This window comes from Quisquiliibacterium transsilvanicum (assembly GCF_014202215.1).
Classification (GTDB): domain Bacteria; phylum Pseudomonadota; class Gammaproteobacteria; order Burkholderiales; family Burkholderiaceae_E; genus Quisquiliibacterium; species Quisquiliibacterium transsilvanicum.
In genome coordinates this window covers 499,043-515,493 of sequence record NZ_JACHGB010000004.1, presented here as the reverse complement: position 1 = coordinate 515,493, position 16,451 = coordinate 499,043, and the positions used below count along the sequence as shown (strand labels likewise).

Sequence of the window (16,451 nt, the reverse complement as noted above, 5' to 3'; positions counted from 1 at the left end):
GACCGCCTGCGGTCACGCAGCCGTCTTGCGCGCCGGCAGCTTTTCCTTGATGCGCGCGGACTTGCCCGAGCGGTCGCGGAGGTAGTAGAGCTTGGCGCGACGGACGTCGCCACGACGCTTGACCTCGATCGAGTCGATCAGCGGCGAATAGGTCTGGAAGGTGCGCTCGACGCCCTCGCCCGAGGAGATCTTGCGAACGATGAAGTTGGAGTTCAGCCCGCGGTTGCGCTTGGCGATGACCACGCCCTCGTAGGCCTGCAGACGCTTGCGCGTGCCTTCGACGACCCGGACGCTGACGATCACGGTGTCGCCCGGCGCGAAACTGGGGATGGTCTTGCCCAGGCGGACAATTTCTTCCTGCTCGAGTTGCTCGATGAGATTCATTGATTGCTCCTTGCCATCGTGCACCGGGCTTCGTAGCCGGACAGGCCGCGCAAGGCGAGGGAACTCGCCAGGCGAACGCAGCCGCCGAATCGATCTGGTGAGGCGCGCATGCCACCGCGTCCCGCCTTGCGTGCGCCCCTGCCGCCCGGACTGCGCCCGGTTGCCGCGTGAGGCACCTGTTGTTCCCCGGTCAGAGGATGGGATCTGCCGGTCCACGGCGAATGCCGCGGCACTTCGGACAGCCTTCGATTCTAACGCAGATCGCGAATTTCCGCATCCGCCTCCAGGGCGGCGAGGAAGCGCTCGTCTACGGCGTCCAGCCCTCCCGCCAGGCGCAGGGACGCGAGGAGCTCCGGGCGCCGCGCGCGGGTGACCGCCAGCGCCTGTTCGCGCCGCCAGCGCGCGATCCGCGCGTGGTGCCCGGACAGCAGCACCTCGGGCACCGGGCGTCCCTCGAAGAGTTCGGGGCGCGTGTAATGCGGGCAGTCCAGCAACCCGGTCGCGAAGGAATCTTCCTGTGCGGAACGCGCATCGTTGAGCGCGCCCGGCAGCAGCCTCACGACCGCATCCATCAGCATCATCGCGGGCAGTTCGCCGCCGGAAACGACGAAGTCCCCCACCGCAATCTCCTCGTCGACGTGCAGGTCGATGAAGCGCTGGTCCACCGCCTCGTAGCGGCTCGCGAGCAGGGTGACCGCGGGCAGCGCAGCAAGCTCCGTCACCCTCGCGTGGGTGAGCGGCCTGCCGCGCGGCGACAGATGCAGCACCGGGCCTCGTGTGCGATCGCCGCGGTCTGCCTCGATCGCCCCCAGCGCGGCTGCGAGCGGATCTCCCATCATCACCATGCCCGGCCCGCCACCGTAGGGACGGTCGTCAATGGTGCGGTAGGCATCCCGGGCGAAATCTCTCGGGTTCCAGCAGCGCAGCGACCAGAGGCCCCGCTGGAGCGCACGCGAAGTGATGCCCTGCGCGGTCAGGGCGTCGAACATCGCGGGGAACAGGGAGATGACGTCGAAGCGCATCGGTGGGAGTGACTGCGGGGAACGTCGGGCGCGAACGGAGCTCCCGCGCGCCCAGGGCCCATCGCAACTGCTCAGTAGTCAGGCTGCCAGTCGACGACGATGCGCCGGCCGGCCAGATCCACCTCGTCGACATAGAGGTCGACGAAGGGAATCATGCGCTGCTCGCCGCCCTCGGCCGCGAGCACCAGAATGGGATGGGCGCCGTGATCGACGACCGCCTCCACCTGCCCTAGGTCGACACCCTCACGGTTAAGCACCCTGCAGCCGATCAGGTCGACCCAGTAGACCTCGTCCGCGCCGGCAGACGGGAAATCTGCGCGGCTCGCGCGGATCTCCAGTCCCTTGAGCGCCAGGGCCTGATCCCGATCGGAGCAGTCGGTCGGCTTGCACGCCAGCACCGCGCCATGCTGGCGCGCGCTCTGGATGGCCACGCTGCGACCATCCGGCAGCCACCAGCGACGGCACGCATGCAGGACAGATTCCTGCGGAGCGTTGTACGACTCGACCTTGACCCAGCCCCGGGTTCCATACGCATCGACCACGCGGCCGACAGCGATCAGGTCGTCGGGGGCGGTTTCGTCCGGCTCGGGCATCGGCGATTCGCCTTGGGCGAGCCTTGCGGCTCGAGCCTCAGGCGGCAGTGGCCTGAGCCTTGGCGAAATCGCGAACCAGACGCTCGACGGTCGGAGACAGGCTGGCGCCGTTCTCTTTCCAGTAGTTCACGCGGTCGAGCTTGATGTTGACGCCGACGTCCTTGCCCGAGGCAACCGGGTTGTAGAAGCCGATGCGCTCGATGAAGCGACCGTCGCGACGGTCCTGCTTGTTGGCGGCAACGATGTTGTAGAAGGGGCGCTTCTTTGCGCCACCGCGGGTAAGACGGATCACGACCATGTTGACCTCGGTGTTGGTTCGAATTCGAAAAACCCGTAATTATAGCCCGCCGCAGGCAATGGAACAAACGCCTCGCTGCGGGCGGGGTCAGCGCCCGGTGGCGAAGCCGCTTCCGATGAACGCAGCGGGCACCTGCGCGGCGGCGCCGGGCGAGGACGGATACGTCGCGGGGAAGCCACCGGCCGGCATGTGGACCGGCACGGCCCAGTCCGGCGCCCGGAGATTGCGAGGCACGATGAGGACAATCGGGGCTGAACCGGCTGCAGCCTGAGCCTCGCTGCGGGCACGCGACTCCGCCAGTTCGCGATCCTTCTGGCGCGCGGAGAAGGCTTCGGCCTGGGCACGCCAGTAGGCCTGCCGGCGTCGCGCGGTCTCGATCGCCTGCGGGTCCGACGAGGGAGCGAAGCTGCGGGCCAGGACGCTCTTCGCCCCGGGCTCCGGCTGGTCGCCGAACACGACACGTCCGTCCGGACCGACCGAGCGGTACACGCGGGACGCCGAAACCTGGACGGCAAGCCCCCGTCCGTCCGGGGCAAGGGCTCCCGGCGCCGGCTGGGAGGCGCGAAGCGCCGGCGTACTTTCGGACCCGGCGCGAGCCGGCACGGCAATCGCGAGCACGGCCGTGGCCGCAAGAAGTACGAAGGTCGGCGACAGGCGCGGAGCCTGGAAGGCGATTCGGGTCATGGTCACTCCCCGGGAGCGGCGCGGTCCGGCGGCGACATGCCTGCCGGATCGGAAGGGAACAGGGCGAACTGTCCATCTGCGCGAGGCGCGACGAACAGGTCGGTGCGCAACTGCAATCTATCACGGCTGAAACCGAGCTTGCGGGCGGCGAGCTGGAAGCGCAGGCCGAGGAGATCCGCCCAGTGGCCCTCCCCCTTCATGCGCTTGTGGAAGCGGGCGTCGTTGAGCCGCGCCCGTCCGGACGGGTCGCGCATGTCGGCAAGACGGCCGAGGATGCGCTGCGCGCGCTCAGGGTAGACCGCCCGAAGCCAATCCGTGAACACCTGCCTGACCTCGCCCGGGAGGCGGAGCACCGTGTAGAACGCGTGGCTTGCGCCCGCCTCCCGGGCTGCGCCGAGGATGCGCTCGAGCTCGGGCTCGTTGAGAAAAGGGACGACGGGCGATACGGAGACCCCTACCGGAACGCCCGCCTCGGACAGCCGTCGGATGGTTTCCAGCCGGCGCCACGGCGCCGCTGCGCGTGGCTCCCAACGGCGGGCCAGCACGGGATCCAGAGTGGTGACGGACACGTAGACCGCCGCGAGCCCCCTGCGCGCCATCGGGGCGAGCAGGTCGAGATCGCGCTCCACCAGCGAGGACTTGGTGACCAGGGCGACGGGATGGGCGCACTCGGCGAGCACCTCGAGCACTGCGCGGGTGATGCGCCATTCCCGCTCGATGGGCTGGTAGGCATCGGTGGCCGTGCCCAGGTTCAGGGCCTCGCACCGGTACGACGGGGCAGCGAGCTCGGCACGCAGGCATTGCGCCGCGTTGACCTTTGCGACCAGGCGGGTTTCGAAGTCGAGCCCCGGCGACAGGCCGAGATGCGCGTGGTTTGGACGTGCATAGCAGTACACGCAGCCATGCTCGCAGCCCCGGTAGGGGTTCAGCGACAGCGTGAAGGGTATGTCCGGAGAGGTGTTGCGCGAGATCACGCTGCGGGCCTGCTCGGTATCGACGCGGGTGTCGCGCGCAGGAGGGTCGCCCTCCGGGCCGAACCAGCCGTCGTCGGTGGCCTCGCGGACGTAGCGATCGAAGCGCGCCTGCGGATTGCCGACCGCGCCGCGCCCCCTGACCGGCGCTGCGGGACGGCGCGGGGCGCCCGCCTCGCCTTCCTCGGCCGGAGGCGGGGTGAAGGGGTCTCGATCTGTATGCATGAACAGTATTCTGATCCGCCTGCGCGGATGCCGCAATCGGCCCGGCGCATCGGCCTGCCGGCCTATCCGACCCGCTTCGCAATGGCCCGCCGCGCGCCCTGCCGGGCGTAGGCCGGTGCGGTCACCATCCGGTCACCGTCCGGCCCCGGCCGACGGTACCATCGGCGCATGCAGAAAAACGCCGCAGGTGCCCCGGGCAAGAGTCGGGTCCGCAGGCTCCTCCTCACCGCACTCGCCGCAGTGGCGGTGGCGATCGCCGGCGCAGCCGCCATCTACGCCATCCATCGCACGATGCCCGTCACCGGTTACGGCGAAACGGTCGCCTCCGGCACGCCGAACCGCGCCGACAGCAGCGCGTCGTCCCTACCGTCGCAGCCGGCGCAGCCGTCGCAGCCGTCGCAGCCGGCCCAGCCGCCCGCTGCGGCGCGCAGCAGCGCGTCCGCAGAACGCGCCGCGAGTCCCGACCAACCCGCTCCCGCCCCGGTCACCGCGGAGGCGGCAAAGGCCGCGTCGGGGCGGCCCGCTGAGCCGCCGGTGTCGCTGCGCCCGCCGTCCGTTCAGCAGGCGCCGGAAGCGCCGGCCGGGGGGCCGGCCACCGAGCCGGCAGTGACACCGCGCAGCTCCGCCAAGCGGCCCGCCGATGCGCCGGCTTCAGCGGGCGCAGCTCCGACTCGTCCTGCGCCAGCGGCGCGAGCGCCGGATGCACGGACCCAGGGCGGGCGGGCGGGCGCGGAGGTATCTTCCCGGAACGGCGAGCGGGCAGCGCCCCAGGACACACCCGGCGTCGCCCCACCCCGGGCCAGGCCGATGCGCCTGGCCGAGACGCAGCAGGCCGGCTGCTCGGACGAAGGCGCGATCTCCCGGCTCATCTGCAACGAGCGGGTGAGACTGCGCTTCTGCAGGGAGCGCTGGAACGCCCACCCGGATTGCATGGTCGAGTCCCCGCGCAACGATCCCTGAGACCGGCGAAGGGCAGTCCGAGGCGTCAGTGAGACCGGCGAAGGGCAGTCCGAGGCGTCAGTGAGACCGGCTCGGGCCGGCAGGGCTCCCGCGACCGCCTTCAGCGGGCTGCGACCCGGGCCGCAGCGATGCCGATTTCGAGGGTCCGGCCGCTGCTGCGCTGGGCGATCTGCAGTATGGCGCCAGGGTGATCGCCGGTCAGTTCGGCCAGCGGCGCGCTTGCGACGCCCAGCGCGTCGGTGCGCAACGTGCTGCGCAGGCGCACCGCACCGTCCGGATCGAGCGACTGCACGCTGATCGCTTCGTCGGCCTGCGCCTTGACGACGAGGCGCGCGCCGCTCGCCGCGGGAGCGGCCAGCGTGCCGCCGGCACGGGCGAGCACCGAACTGGAGCCGCCGTCGTAGATCACCGCTTTGAAGACGCCTTCGGCGCTGGCGACGGGAAGCTGGAACGCCAGCGCGGCAGCGGAAGCGAGCACGAGGGAGCGGATCTTCATCGGTGTCATCCTGGCGGACTGGCTGCCCGACCTTCGGGCAGCGCTGATCCGGCATCAGACCGCATCCCGCCGCGGCGGCCCATCAAATACCCAAAGCCGCATAAACAAATCGGGGCCCGAAGGCCCCGATCGGAACGAGCCAGGGCCCGAAGACCCCGATCTCGAGCACGGCGAAGCGGCGTCAGAACTGGTCCTGTTCCAGCGCCAGCACGCCGGCCGCGCCGGCGCAGATGCTGTGCGCGATGCCCGGCGCGCCGCTCAGGATGTGGTCCCCGAAGAAACGCGCGGTGGCGAGCTTGGCCTTCAGAAAGGCGGCGTCGCCCTCGCCGGCCGCGAGCATCCGCTGCGCCGCGAGCGCGGCGCGCGCCATCTGCCAGCCGGAGAGCACGATGCCGGCCAGCTTCAGGTAGGGCACGCTGCCGGCGTAGACCGCGCGCACGTCCGCCTTGGCGTTCGACGCGATGAACTCCACGGCCCGCTCGAGCGCGTCCGCACCCTGGGCGAGCGTCGCGCGGATCGCGGCCAGGTCGGCCGAGCCGGTTCCGGCCGCCGCCAGGGCCTGCACGGTCTCGCGCACGCTGGCCACCACGGACTTCGCGAACGCGCCGCCGTCGCGCGTGGTCTTGCGGCCGACCAGGTCGTTCGCCTGGATGGCCGTGGTGCCTTCGTAGATCGGCAGGATGCGCGCGTCGCGGTAGTGCTGCGCGGCGCCGGTCTCCTCGATGAAGCCCATGCCGCCATGCACCTGCACGCCCAGCGAGGCCACCTCCACCGACATCTCGGTGGACCAGCCCTTCACGATCGGCACCAGGAATTCGTAGAAGGCCATGTTCTGCCTGCGCACTTCCGCATCCGCATGGTGATGTCCCGCGTCGCTCGCAGCCGCTCCCACGTAGGCGAGCGCACGCGCGCCCTCGGTCAGTGCGCGCATCGTCATCAGCATGCGCCGAACGTCCGGGTGATGGATGATGGTGACGGGTCCCTTCGAGCCTGCGACGTCCCGGCTCTGGACGCGTTCCTTGGCGAAGGCCGCCGCCCGCTGGTAGGCGCGCTCGGCGACCGCGACCCCCTGCATGCCCACCGCGAAGCGCGCGGAGTTCATCATCACGAACATATACTCGAGGCCGCGATTCTCTTCGCCGACCAGGTAGCCGATCGCGCCTTCGCCCACCTCGCCCTTGCCGTCGCCGAAGATGAGCACCGCGGTGGGGCTCGCCTTGATGCCCAGCTTGTGCTCGATCGAGGAGCACCAGACGTCGTTGCGCTTGCCCAGGCTGCCGTCCTCGTTCACCAGGAACTTCGGCACGATGAACAGCGAGATCCCCTTGACGCCCTCGGGCGCTTCGGGCGTGCGGGCCAGCACCAGATGGACGATGTTCTCGGCCATGTCGTGCTCGCCATAGGTGATGAAGATCTTCTGGCCGGAGATCCGGTAGGAGCCGTCGCCCTGGGGCACGGCCTTGGCGCGCACCAGCGCCAGATCCGAGCCTGCCTGCGGCTCGGTCAGGTTCATCGTGCCGGTCCACTTGCCCGACACCATGTTCGGGATGTAGCGCGTGCACTGGTCCTGGGAGCCCGCGGTGAGCAGCGCCTCGATGGCGCCGTCCGTCAGCAGCGGACAGAGCGCGAAGGACATGTTCGCTGAGTTCAGCATCTCGATGCAGGGCGTCGCCACCAGCTTGGGCAGCCCCTGGCCGCCGAACTCCACCGGGTGCTTCACGCCCTGCCAGCCGCCGGCGCCGAACGCGTGGAAGGCCTCCTTGAAGCCCCTGGTGGTGGTGACCACCCCATTGGCGAGGCTCGACGGGGCGACGTCGCCATCCCAGTTGAGCGGCGCGAGCACGTCCTGGACGAAGCTGGCGTTCTCCTGGAGCACCGCCTCGACGGTTTCGTCGGTTGCCTCCTCGCAGCCGGGCAGCCTCGAGACATCCTCGAGGCCGGCCAGTTCCCTGACCACGAACATCATGTCCTTCACCGGTGCGACGTAGCTCATCTGGGTGCTCCTGCGCGTGCTGCTCGTTGTTCGATGCGTAGTTTCGATGCAAAGACGCGCGACGGGTTTCCCCGCCGCGCGCCAGTACTGCCCTGCCGTCAGCCCGGCACGGCGCCCTTGGGGGCGCCGCAGTCCGGAGTGAGCAGTCGATCTTGCCGGATCAGCCCAGCGCGCTCACCAGCTCGGGCACCGCCTGGAACAGGTCGGCGACCAGGCCGTAGTCGGCCACGCCGAAGATCGGCGCTTCCGCGTCCTTGTTGATCGCGACGATGACCTTGCTGTCCTTCATGCCGGCCAGGTGCTGGATGGCGCCCGAGATGCCGACCGCCACGTACAGTTGCGGCGCGACGATCTTGCCGGTCTGGCCGACCTGCCAGTCGTTGGGCGCGTAGCCCGCGTCCACGGCGGCGCGCGAGGCGCCCAGCGCGGCGCCGAGCTTGTCGGCGAGGGGGTCGAGGATCTTGAAGTTCTCGGCGCTGCCCATGCCGCGGCCGCCGGAGACGACAATCTTGGCGCCGGCGAGCTCGGGGCGGTCGCTCTTGGCGACTTCGCGGCTGACGAACTGCGACTTGCCGGAGTCGGCGACCGCAGCGACGTTCTCGATCGTGGCCGAGCCGCCGGTGGCCGCGGCGGCGTCGAAGCCCGTGGTGCGCACCGTGATCACCTTGACCGCATCGGTGCTCTGCACCGTCGCCATCGCATTGCCCGCGTAGATGGGCCGCACGAAGGTATCGGCGCTCTCGACGCTGGTGATCTCGGAGATCTGCGCAACGTCCAGGCGGGCAGCGACGCGCGGCGCCACGTTCTTGCCGAACGCGGTGGCCGGCGCGACGATGTGCGAGAAGCCCTGCGCGACCGCCAGCACCTGCTCGGCGACGTTCTCGGCCAGATGATCGCCCAGGTGGGCGGCATCGGCGACCAGGACCTTGGTGACGCCCGCAACAGCGGCGGCAGCCTGGGCGGCGCCGGCGCAATTGTGGCCGGCCACCAGCACGGTGACCTCGCCGCCGGCTTTCGCCGCGGCGGCGACCGTGTTCAGCGTGCTTCCCCGCAGGGATGCATTGTCGTGTTCAGCAATGACCAGTGCTGCCATTTAGATCACCTTCGCTTCGTTCTTGAGCTTGTCGACGAGGGCCGCGACGTCGGCGACCTTGATGCCTGCCTTGCGCCCTGCGGGCTCGACCACCTTCAGCGTCTTCAGGCGCGGGGCGACGTCGACGCCCAGGTCGGCCGGCTTGACGGTCTCGAGCGGCTTCTTCTTGGCCTTCATGATGTTGGGCAGCGTGACATAACGCGGCTCGTTCAGGCGCAGGTCGGTGGTGACCACCGCCGGCAGCGACAGAACGATGGTCTCGAGACCGCCGTCCACCTCGCGGGTGACCGTCGCCTTGCCGTCGGCCACTTCCACCTTCGAGGCGAAGGTGGCCTGGCCGGTACCTGCCAGCGCCGCCAGCATCTGGCCGGTCTGGTTGGCGTCGTCATCGATCGCCTGCTTGCCGAGGATGGCGAGGCCGGGCTGCTCCTTGTCCATCAGGGCCTTGAGCAGCTTGGCGACCGCCAGCGGCTGCAGTTCGGCGTCGGTCTCGACGAGGATGGCGCGGTCCGCGCCGATCGCCAGCGCGGTGCGCAGGGTTTCCTGGCACGCGGCCACGCCGCAGCTCACCGCCACGACCTCGGTTGCCACGCCCTTCTCTCTCAGGCGCACGGCCTCCTCGACTGCGATCTCGTCGAAGGGGTTCATCGACATCTTCACGTTCGCGATGTCCACGCCACTGCCGTCGCTCTTGACGCGCACCTTGACGTTGTAGTCCACCACGCGCTTCACGGGTACAAGAATCTTCATCGCCGCTCTCGCCGCCTTCGTTGGAGGAAAAACCTCGATTATAGGGATGGATGGCGCCCGAACCGAATTGTGACGCTCCAGCCGGCGGAACGATCCGCGCTGCCGAGGGCTTCGTCGGCCCGGCGCGGAACGCCCATTGTCGTCAACCCCAGTTGACGTCGGCAGAATACGCCGCCACAATCCGCGTGTCAACCTTTGTTGACGAGACGGATGAAATGAACCCCGCGCGATCCCACGACTACGAAGCAGGTCCGGCCAGGCCGGACGAAGAACGAGGTCCGGCCACGGCGAACCTCAAGCAGCTGCTGCTCGCACGCAACGACTGGTTCGCGCGCGAGATCATGAACAGTGTTCGCCTCAGCAGCGACTTCGCGTTCCTCACGCCTGCGCAGAGCCGGCTGCTGGCGCTGATGGCCGGCAAGCCGATGAGCATGGCCGAACTGGCGCGCCGCCTGGCCATCTCGCGGCAGGCGGTGCACAAGACCGTGGCCGAGCTCGCCCGCCGCGGCATCCTCGAACTGCGCGACGACCCCGAACGGGGCAACTCGAAGCTGGTGTTCTACACGGAGGCCGGACGCGAGCTCAACCGCGCGGGGGCGCGCATGATCGAGCGGGTGGAGGAACGGATCGCCGGGCAGATCGGCAGGAAAGGGCTCGCACAGCTCAAGCAGCTGCTATCTTCCGACTGGGACTGAGGCCAGCTCCGACGGGCCCTCCCTCACGCAGCGAGGCCGCCATGCCCGCCACCTATTTCCGCGACGATCCCGCCCTCGGCCGCATCGAGTACCGCGACCGGCGCCGCTGGCTCTGGCTGGGCTCGGTGGTCAACCCGGTGATCGGCTTCACGGGCATCGGTCTGCACCTGGCCACCGGGAACGAAGCCTTCCTGCTGACGCCGCTGGCGATCGCCTACCTGCTGGGGCCCTTGCTCGACTGGTGGCTCGGCGAGGACGAGAACAACCCGCCCGAAGCGATCGTGCCCCAGCTGGAGGCGGACCCCTATTACCGGGTGCTGACCTGGCTTGCGGTGCCGCTGCACTACGTGGCGCTGGTCGGCGCCGCCTGGTGGGTGGGCACGCAGGCGCTGTCCTGGTGGGCTTACCTGGCCGTGGCGTACGCCGCAGGGCTGGGCTCCGGGCTGGGCATCAATACTGGGCACGAGCTGGGACACAAGAACACGCGGCTCGAACAGTGGCTGGCGAAGCTGGTACTGGCGGTGCCCGCGTACGGCCACTTCTGCGTCGAACACAACCGCGGGCACCACCGGCACGTCGCCACGCCCGAAGACCCAGCCAGCGCGCGCATGGGCGAGAGCATCTACCGCTTCGCGCTGCGCGAAGTGCCCGGCGCGATGCGCCGCGCATGGGCGCTGGAGCGCGCGCGGCTGGCGCGCGCCGGCCGGTCCGTCTGGCACGCGGACAACGCGATCCTGCAGTCGGGGGCGATCACCGGCGCGCTGCAGGGCGGCCTGCTGGCCGCCTTCGGCTGGAAGCTGCTGCCCTTCCTGGTCATCCACAACCTGGTGGCCTGGTGGCAGCTGACCAGCGCCAACTACGTCGAGCACTACGGACTGCTGCGCCGCCGGCTGCCCGACGGCAGGTACGAGCGCCCGCAGCCGCATCACTCGTGGAACGCCAACCACACCTACACCAACCTGATGCTGTTCCAGCTCGAGCGCCACTCCGACCACCACGCGAACCCGTCGCGCCGCTACCAGTGCCTGCGCAACTTCCCCGACCTGCCCCGGCTGCCCAGCGGCTACCAGGGCATGTTCCCGATCGCCTACCTGCCGTGGCTCTGGTATCGGGTGATGGACCCGCGGCTGATGGCCCTCGAGCAGGTGGCGGGGGACCTGGAGCGGGTGAACGTCGACCCGCGCCGGCGCGAGGCGCTGTACCGCCGGTACGGGCGCCCGCCCCGGCCGCCGGCTACCAGTTCGGCTTGCGCTTCTCGATGAAGGCCTGCACGCCCTCGAGCGTCGGCTCTTCCATCATGTTGCACGCCATCGTCTGCCCCGCGAGCTGATAGGCGGCCTCGACGCCCATCTCCAGCTGGCGGTAGAACAGGTCCTTGCCGGCTGCGATCGCCACCGGCGGCTTGGCCGCGATCAGCTGCGCCAGCCGCGCGATCTCCGCGTCCAGCTCGGCGGCCGGAACTGCGCGATTGACCAGTCCCTTCTCGGCAGCGGTGCGCGCATCGATGAACTCGCCGGTGACCAGCATCTCGAAGGCGGTCTTGCGGGGCACGTTGCGCGACAGCGGCACCGACGGGGTCGAGCAGAACAGGCCAAGGTTCACGCCGGAGACCGCGAATTTCGCCTCGTCGGCAGCCACGGCCAGGTCGCACATCGCGACGAGCTGGCAGCCTGCCGCGGTGGCGATGCCATGGACCCGGGCGATCACCGGCTGCGGCATCCGCTGGATCGTCAGCATCATCTTCGCGCACTGCGCGAACAGCGTCTGGTAGTACTCCTGCGAGGGGTCGGCGCGCATCTCGCGCAGGTCGTGACCCGCGCAGAAGGCCTTGCCAGCCGCGGCGAGGATCACCACGCGGGCCGAATCGTCAGCGGCCACCTGGTCGAGCTCCGCCTGGAGCGCGGCCATCAGCCCCTCCGAAAGTGCGTTGAACTGGGCGGGACGGTTGAGGGTCAGCGTGACGACCGGGCCCTCGCGGCTGACCTGGACGAGCGGTGCGTCGGCGGCGGTGTTCGGAACGGCGGACATGTCGGCCTCCTGGAGAAGGTTCGGACGGACCGGGGCAGGCCCCGGCGGCGGGCCCGGTCGATCGTAGCAGTTTCGGGAGGGCCGGCGGCGCGTCGATGCGCTGCGCCGGCGCGCACCTCGCACCGGTGACCTTGAGCCGCGGTCTGCGCGCCAGCCGTCCCCTTTCGCCACGCGCTGAGCGCCGGCCGTCGGCCCCGCCGCTGCCAGGGAGCGCCGTCCGCGGGGCCTCGCGTACACTCGGCGCGACCCCGCAGCTACCTGCCTCTGGCCCTGCCCGAATGCTCGAGAACATCCAGTCGGTCGCCGCCCAGGTCGGCCAGATCGTCGTCGGCAAGCAGCCGCAGATACGCCTCTCGCTCGCCTGCCTGCTCGCCCGCGGACACCTGCTGATCGAGGACCTGCCCGGCGTCGGCAAGACCACGCTGGCGCACGCGCTGTCGATTTCCCTCGGTCTACAGTTCAAGCGGGTGCAGTTCACCAACGACCTGCTGCCGGCCGACATCGTCGGCGTCAGCGTCTTCGACCGGGACAACGCGAAGTTCGTGTTCCACCCCGGCCCGGTCTTCACCCAGGTCCTACTCTCCGACGAGATCAACCGCGCCTCCCCAAAGACCCAGAGCGCGCTGCTCGAGGCGATGGAGGAGCGGCAGGTGTCGATCGACGGCACGCCCCACCCGCTGCCCGATCCGTTCTTCGTCATCGCCACCCAGAACCCGCAGGACCAGATCGGCACCTTTCCCCTGCCCGAGTCGCAGCTGGACCGCTTCCTGATGTGCATCGAACTGGGCTACCCGGACCCCAAGTCCGAGCGCGCGCTGCTCGAGGGAAAGGACCGCAGGGCGCTGCTCGACGCGCTCAAGCCGCGGATGGACATCGACGAGCTGCGCCACCTCCAGCGGCAGGTCCGGGAGGTGCGCTGCGCGCCGGCGCTGCTGGATTACGTGCAGAACCTGCTCACCTTCAGCCGCCGCTCGCCCGCGCTGGCCGAGGGCCTGTCGCCGCGCGCAGGCCTCGGCCTGTTGCAGGCGGCGCGCGCCTGGGCGATGCTCGACGGCCGCAACCACGTGCTGCCAGACGACGTGCAGGCGGTGCTGCAGGCCGTGGCCGGGCACCGGCTGCGTCCTGCGAAGGGCGGCGCCGTCTCCCATCGCGGGCGCGCGGAGCTGGTCTCCGGCGTGCTCAGGTCGGTGGCGGTGCCCTGAGGCGGCCGTGGGCGCCCTCCCCTTCGAGCGCCTTGCCCGCTGGATCGAGGCACGCAGGCGCCCCGCTCAGGGCGAGCTGACGCTCGCGCGGCGCAACGTTTACGTGCTGCCGAGCCGGGCCGGAATGCTCTATGCGCTGGTCCTGCTCACGATGCTGGTCGCCTCGATCAATTACGCGCTGCAGCTGGGCTTCATGCTCACCTTCCTGCTCGCCGCGGTCGCCATCGTGGCCCTGCTGCATGCCTACGCCAACCTGACGGCGCTGGTGCTGCGGCCCGGCCGCGCCGAACCGGTGTTCGCCGGACAGCCGGCCGAGTTCAGCCTGCAGCTGTCGAACCCGGGCCGCGGCGACCGCCAGGCGATCCGGCTGCGGGTGCCCGGCATGGCCGGCCATGAGGTGGCCGACGTCGGGCCTGGGTCCGAGCAGACGGTGCGCATCGCGCTGCCGACCGAGCGCCGGGGCTGGCTGGCAGTGCCGAAGATCACGGTGTGGACCACCTATCCGCTGGGCCTCTGGCGTGCCTGGGCATGGTGGCAGCCGGCAATGCGCGCGCTGGTCTACCCGACGCCTGAAACGCCTGCCGCGCCCTTGCCGGAGGCCTTCGAGCTGGCCGGCGACGCCCAGGGCGTCGGCGGCGCCGAGGACGACGTCGCTGCGGTGCGCCCCTACCGGCCCGGCGATTCCCCGCGCCGGATCGCCTGGAAAGCGATGGCGCGCACCGCGTCCGACGAGTTGCTGACCAAGGAGTTCGACGGCGGGGAGCGCGGCGACCTGGTGCTCGACTGGCACCGCCTGCCGGCGCACCTCGACGTGGAGGCGCGCGTGTCGCGGCTGACCCGCTGGGTGATGGACGCCGACGCCGCCGGTGCGCGCTGGGCACTGCTGCTGCCGGGCGCGCGGCTGGACTCCGATGCCGGCCCCGAGCATCGCGAGCGCTGCCTAGAGGCGCTCGCCACGCTGGAGGCCTGAGGTGCGAGCGACGACCGGCGGCGGATTGAAGCTCTCGCTGCGCGCACTGGGCGGCATGCTGGGCGAACAATGGGAACGGGACCGCCGCGAAACGCTGTTCCTGATGGGCGCGATCCTGCTGGCGGTGCTGCCGCAGCTACCGCACCTGCCGTGGTGGACCTCGGCCGGCTTCGGCATCCTGTTCCTGTGGCGCTTCGGCCTGGTGATGTCCGGGCGCTGGCTGCCGCGCGACTCGGTCCGCTGGGTGGCCTCGATCGCCTGCGGGGCCGCGGTGTTCGCCCACTACGGCACGCTGCTGGGGCGCGAACCCGGAGTGGCGCTGCTGGTGCTGTTCCTGGGCCTGAAGCTGATGGAGATGCGCGCGCGCCGCGACCTGTTCGTGGTGATCTTCCTCTGCTTCTTCCTGCTGCTGACCTCGTTCTTCCATTCGCAGTCGATGCTGACCGCAGCGCTGGCCGGCGTGGCGGTGCTGGCGCTGCTCACCGCGATGCTGACGATGCAGTTCGGAACTCGCGAGCAGCCGGTGGCGCGCCGCTTCCGGACCGCGGGCACGATCCTGCTGCAGGCGGCGCCGATCGCGATCCTCTTCTTCGTGCTGTTCCCGCGGGTGCAGGGACCGTTGTGGGGGCTGCCGGACGACGCACACACCGGCGGCACCGGGCTGTCCGAGTCGATGAGTCCCGGCCAGATCTCCAGCCTCAGCCGCTCGGACGCGCTGGCCTTCCGGGTGCTGTTCGACGGCGACGCCCCGGCGCCCGCGCAGATGTACTGGCGCGGCCCGGTGTTCGGCGAGTTCGATGGCCGGACCTGGAAGCCGCTGGCGCGGCCGTCGGCGCCGATGCCGCTGGCCAGCGTGCAGGGGGATCCGGTCTCGACGCTGCGCTACACGGTGACGCAGGAAGCGAGCAACCGGCCCTGGCTGTTCGCGCTGGAGGCGCCGGTGCGCGTGGAAGGACTGCCCAGCGGCGACGCGCTGCTGATGCCGGACATGCTGCTGATGGCGCGCTCGCCGGTCACGCAGCGCCTGCGCTATCGGCTCGAAAGCCAGACCGACTACCGGTTCGGGCTGAACGAAACGCCCGAGAGCCTGGCCAGCTGGCTGCGCCTGCCCGAGAGGTCAAACCCCAGGACGACTGAGCTCGCGCAGCGCTGGCTGGCCGAGACGCCGGAAGGCACGGGCCGAGCCCAGGCGCTGGTCCAGCGGGTACTGGCGATGTTTGGCGCAGCGCCCTTCCGATACACGCTGCAGCCGCCGCTGCTGGAGCGCGACCCGGTCGACGGTTTCCTGTTCGGCACGCAGGCCGGTTTCTGCGAACACTATGCAAGCGCGTTCGTCGTCCTGATGCGCGCGATGCAGGTGCCGGCCCGCGTGGTCACCGGCTACCAGGGCGGCGAGCGCAATCCGGTCGACGGCTACTGGATCGTTCGCCAGGCGGATGCTCATGCCTGGACCGAGGTCTGGCTCGAAGGCCGCGGCTGGGTCCGGGTCGATCCCACTGCGGCGATCGCCCCGGACCGGATCGAGCTCGGCAGCCGCGCGCTGCGCCCGGCCGGCGAACTCGCCGGGCTGGACCTGCCGCTGCTCGACAGCCTGAGGTTCAACTTCGAAGCGCTGGGCAACGCCTGGAGCCAGTGGGTGCTTTCCTACGACCGGGCGCGCCAGCAGCGCCTGCTGGCCAGCCTCGGGCTCGGGCTCGACTGGCAGTCGCTGATCGGCCTGCTCGCCGCGGGCCTCGCGGTGCTGATCGGCGGAGTTGCGCTGCTCACCCTGCACCCGCGCGCGGCCCGCGATCCGGTCGAACGGGCCTACGCCGAGTTCTGCCAGCGGCTGGCCGCGGCTGGCATCCTGCGCGAGCCCCACGAAACCTCGCACCGGCTGCTCGAGCGCGCCGAGGATGTGCTGGAGCCAGGGGAGGCAGAGCGGGCCCGCTCGATCGTCGACCTCTACAACCTGCTGCGCTACGGGGCCGAGGCGCCAGCACGGGGCGAACGCGTGCGACACTTGCGCACCCTCGTGCATGCGTTCAAGCCTTGACTCTCCCGCTCCCGACTCCCGCTTCCCGTCCTTCCCTTCCACGCCGGCCGTC

At 70.3% G+C, this 16,451-nt stretch carries 17 protein-coding genes; 6 read left to right on the top strand and 11 right to left on the bottom strand.

Going from position 1 to position 16,451, the window contains the following annotated elements:
• Positions 1-12 precede the first annotated feature (12 nt).
• The 6 genes from rplS to HNQ70_RS11795 form a co-directional block, all read right to left on the bottom strand.
• Positions 13-384, bottom strand: a complete 372-nt coding sequence (gene rplS, locus HNQ70_RS11820) for a 50S ribosomal protein L19 (RefSeq protein WP_183967694.1) — start codon at positions 382-384, stop codon at positions 13-15.
• Between the two features lie 251 nt (positions 385-635).
• The gene (gene trmD, locus HNQ70_RS11815; protein WP_183967692.1) at positions 636-1,406 is read right to left on the bottom strand and encodes a tRNA (guanosine(37)-N1)-methyltransferase TrmD; all 771 of its coding nucleotides are present in this window, start codon (positions 1,404-1,406) and stop codon (positions 636-638) included.
• A gap of 71 nt (positions 1,407-1,477) precedes the next feature.
• Complete coding sequence (gene rimM / locus HNQ70_RS11810; RefSeq protein WP_183967690.1) at positions 1,478-1,999, bottom strand: ribosome maturation factor RimM; 522 nt, start codon at positions 1,997-1,999, stop codon at positions 1,478-1,480.
• Positions 2,000-2,036: 37 nt separating this feature from the next.
• Positions 2,037-2,297, bottom strand: coding sequence for a 30S ribosomal protein S16 (gene rpsP, locus HNQ70_RS11805; protein ID WP_183967688.1), 261 nt, complete (start codon positions 2,295-2,297; stop codon positions 2,037-2,039).
• An 87-nt stretch (positions 2,298-2,384) separates the two neighbouring features.
• Positions 2,385-2,981, bottom strand: a complete 597-nt coding sequence (locus HNQ70_RS11800; RefSeq protein ID WP_183967686.1) for a DUF4124 domain-containing protein — start codon at positions 2,979-2,981, stop codon at positions 2,385-2,387.
• Between the two features lie 2 nt (positions 2,982-2,983).
• Complete coding sequence (locus tag HNQ70_RS11795) at positions 2,984-4,177, bottom strand: PA0069 family radical SAM protein (RefSeq protein WP_183967685.1); 1,194 nt, start codon at positions 4,175-4,177, stop codon at positions 2,984-2,986.
• 807 nt (positions 4,178-4,984) lie between these two features.
• Here HNQ70_RS11795 and HNQ70_RS11790 point away from each other — a divergent pair.
• Positions 4,985-5,137 (top strand): hypothetical protein, encoded by a 153-nt coding sequence (locus HNQ70_RS11790; RefSeq protein WP_183967683.1) that lies wholly within the window; start codon positions 4,985-4,987, stop codon positions 5,135-5,137.
• Positions 5,138-5,237: 100 nt separating this feature from the next.
• On the opposite strand, the gene HNQ70_RS11785 is transcribed toward HNQ70_RS11790, so the two are convergent.
• The 4 genes from HNQ70_RS11785 to HNQ70_RS11770 form a co-directional block, all read right to left on the bottom strand.
• Positions 5,238-5,633: a hypothetical protein gene (locus tag HNQ70_RS11785; protein ID WP_183967681.1), complete on the bottom strand. Its 396-nt coding sequence runs from the start codon at positions 5,631-5,633 to the stop codon at positions 5,238-5,240.
• A 181-nt stretch (positions 5,634-5,814) separates the two neighbouring features.
• Complete coding sequence (locus tag HNQ70_RS11780) at positions 5,815-7,626, bottom strand: acyl-CoA dehydrogenase (protein ID WP_183967679.1); 1,812 nt, start codon at positions 7,624-7,626, stop codon at positions 5,815-5,817.
• Between the two features lie 160 nt (positions 7,627-7,786).
• On the bottom strand, positions 7,787-8,719 hold the full coding sequence (locus HNQ70_RS11775; RefSeq protein WP_183967677.1) for an electron transfer flavoprotein subunit alpha/FixB family protein: 933 nt from the start codon (positions 8,717-8,719) through the stop codon (positions 7,787-7,789).
• On the bottom strand, positions 8,720-9,469 hold the full coding sequence (locus tag HNQ70_RS11770; protein ID WP_183967675.1) for an electron transfer flavoprotein subunit beta/FixA family protein: 750 nt from the start codon (positions 9,467-9,469) through the stop codon (positions 8,720-8,722).
• A gap of 50 nt (positions 9,470-9,519) precedes the next feature.
• Between HNQ70_RS11770 and HNQ70_RS11765 the strand changes: the two genes are divergently transcribed.
• Entirely contained in the window at positions 9,520-10,164 is a 645-nt protein-coding gene (locus tag HNQ70_RS11765; RefSeq protein ID WP_183967673.1) for a MarR family winged helix-turn-helix transcriptional regulator, read from the top strand.
• 41 nt (positions 10,165-10,205) lie between these two features.
• A complete protein-coding gene (locus HNQ70_RS11760) occupies positions 10,206-11,426 on the top strand; it encodes an alkane 1-monooxygenase (protein WP_183967671.1) in 1,221 nt (406 codons plus the stop codon).
• On the opposite strand, the gene HNQ70_RS11755 is transcribed toward HNQ70_RS11760, so the two are convergent.
• Positions 11,398-12,192, bottom strand: a complete 795-nt coding sequence (locus HNQ70_RS11755; protein ID WP_183967669.1) for an enoyl-CoA hydratase — start codon at positions 12,190-12,192, stop codon at positions 11,398-11,400. The two genes, HNQ70_RS11760 and HNQ70_RS11755, sit on opposite strands and share 29 nt — an antisense overlap.
• A gap of 278 nt (positions 12,193-12,470) precedes the next feature.
• Here HNQ70_RS11755 and HNQ70_RS11750 point away from each other — a divergent pair, with 278 nt between their 5' ends.
• From HNQ70_RS11750 to HNQ70_RS11740, 3 genes are read left to right on the top strand one after another with little or no spacing between them, the layout of a single operon-like run.
• Positions 12,471-13,394 carry an AAA family ATPase gene (locus tag HNQ70_RS11750; RefSeq protein ID WP_183967667.1) on the top strand — a complete coding sequence of 308 codons (924 nt, stop codon included), beginning with the start codon at positions 12,471-12,473 and terminating at the stop codon, positions 13,392-13,394.
• Positions 13,395-13,401: 7 nt separating this feature from the next.
• Complete coding sequence (locus tag HNQ70_RS20530; protein WP_221302770.1) at positions 13,402-14,364, top strand: DUF58 domain-containing protein; 963 nt, start codon at positions 13,402-13,404, stop codon at positions 14,362-14,364.
• Between the two features lies 1 nt (position 14,365).
• Positions 14,366-16,399 (top strand): transglutaminaseTgpA domain-containing protein, encoded by a 2,034-nt coding sequence (locus HNQ70_RS11740; RefSeq protein ID WP_183967665.1) that lies wholly within the window; start codon positions 14,366-14,368, stop codon positions 16,397-16,399.
• Positions 16,400-16,451 lie beyond the last annotated feature (52 nt).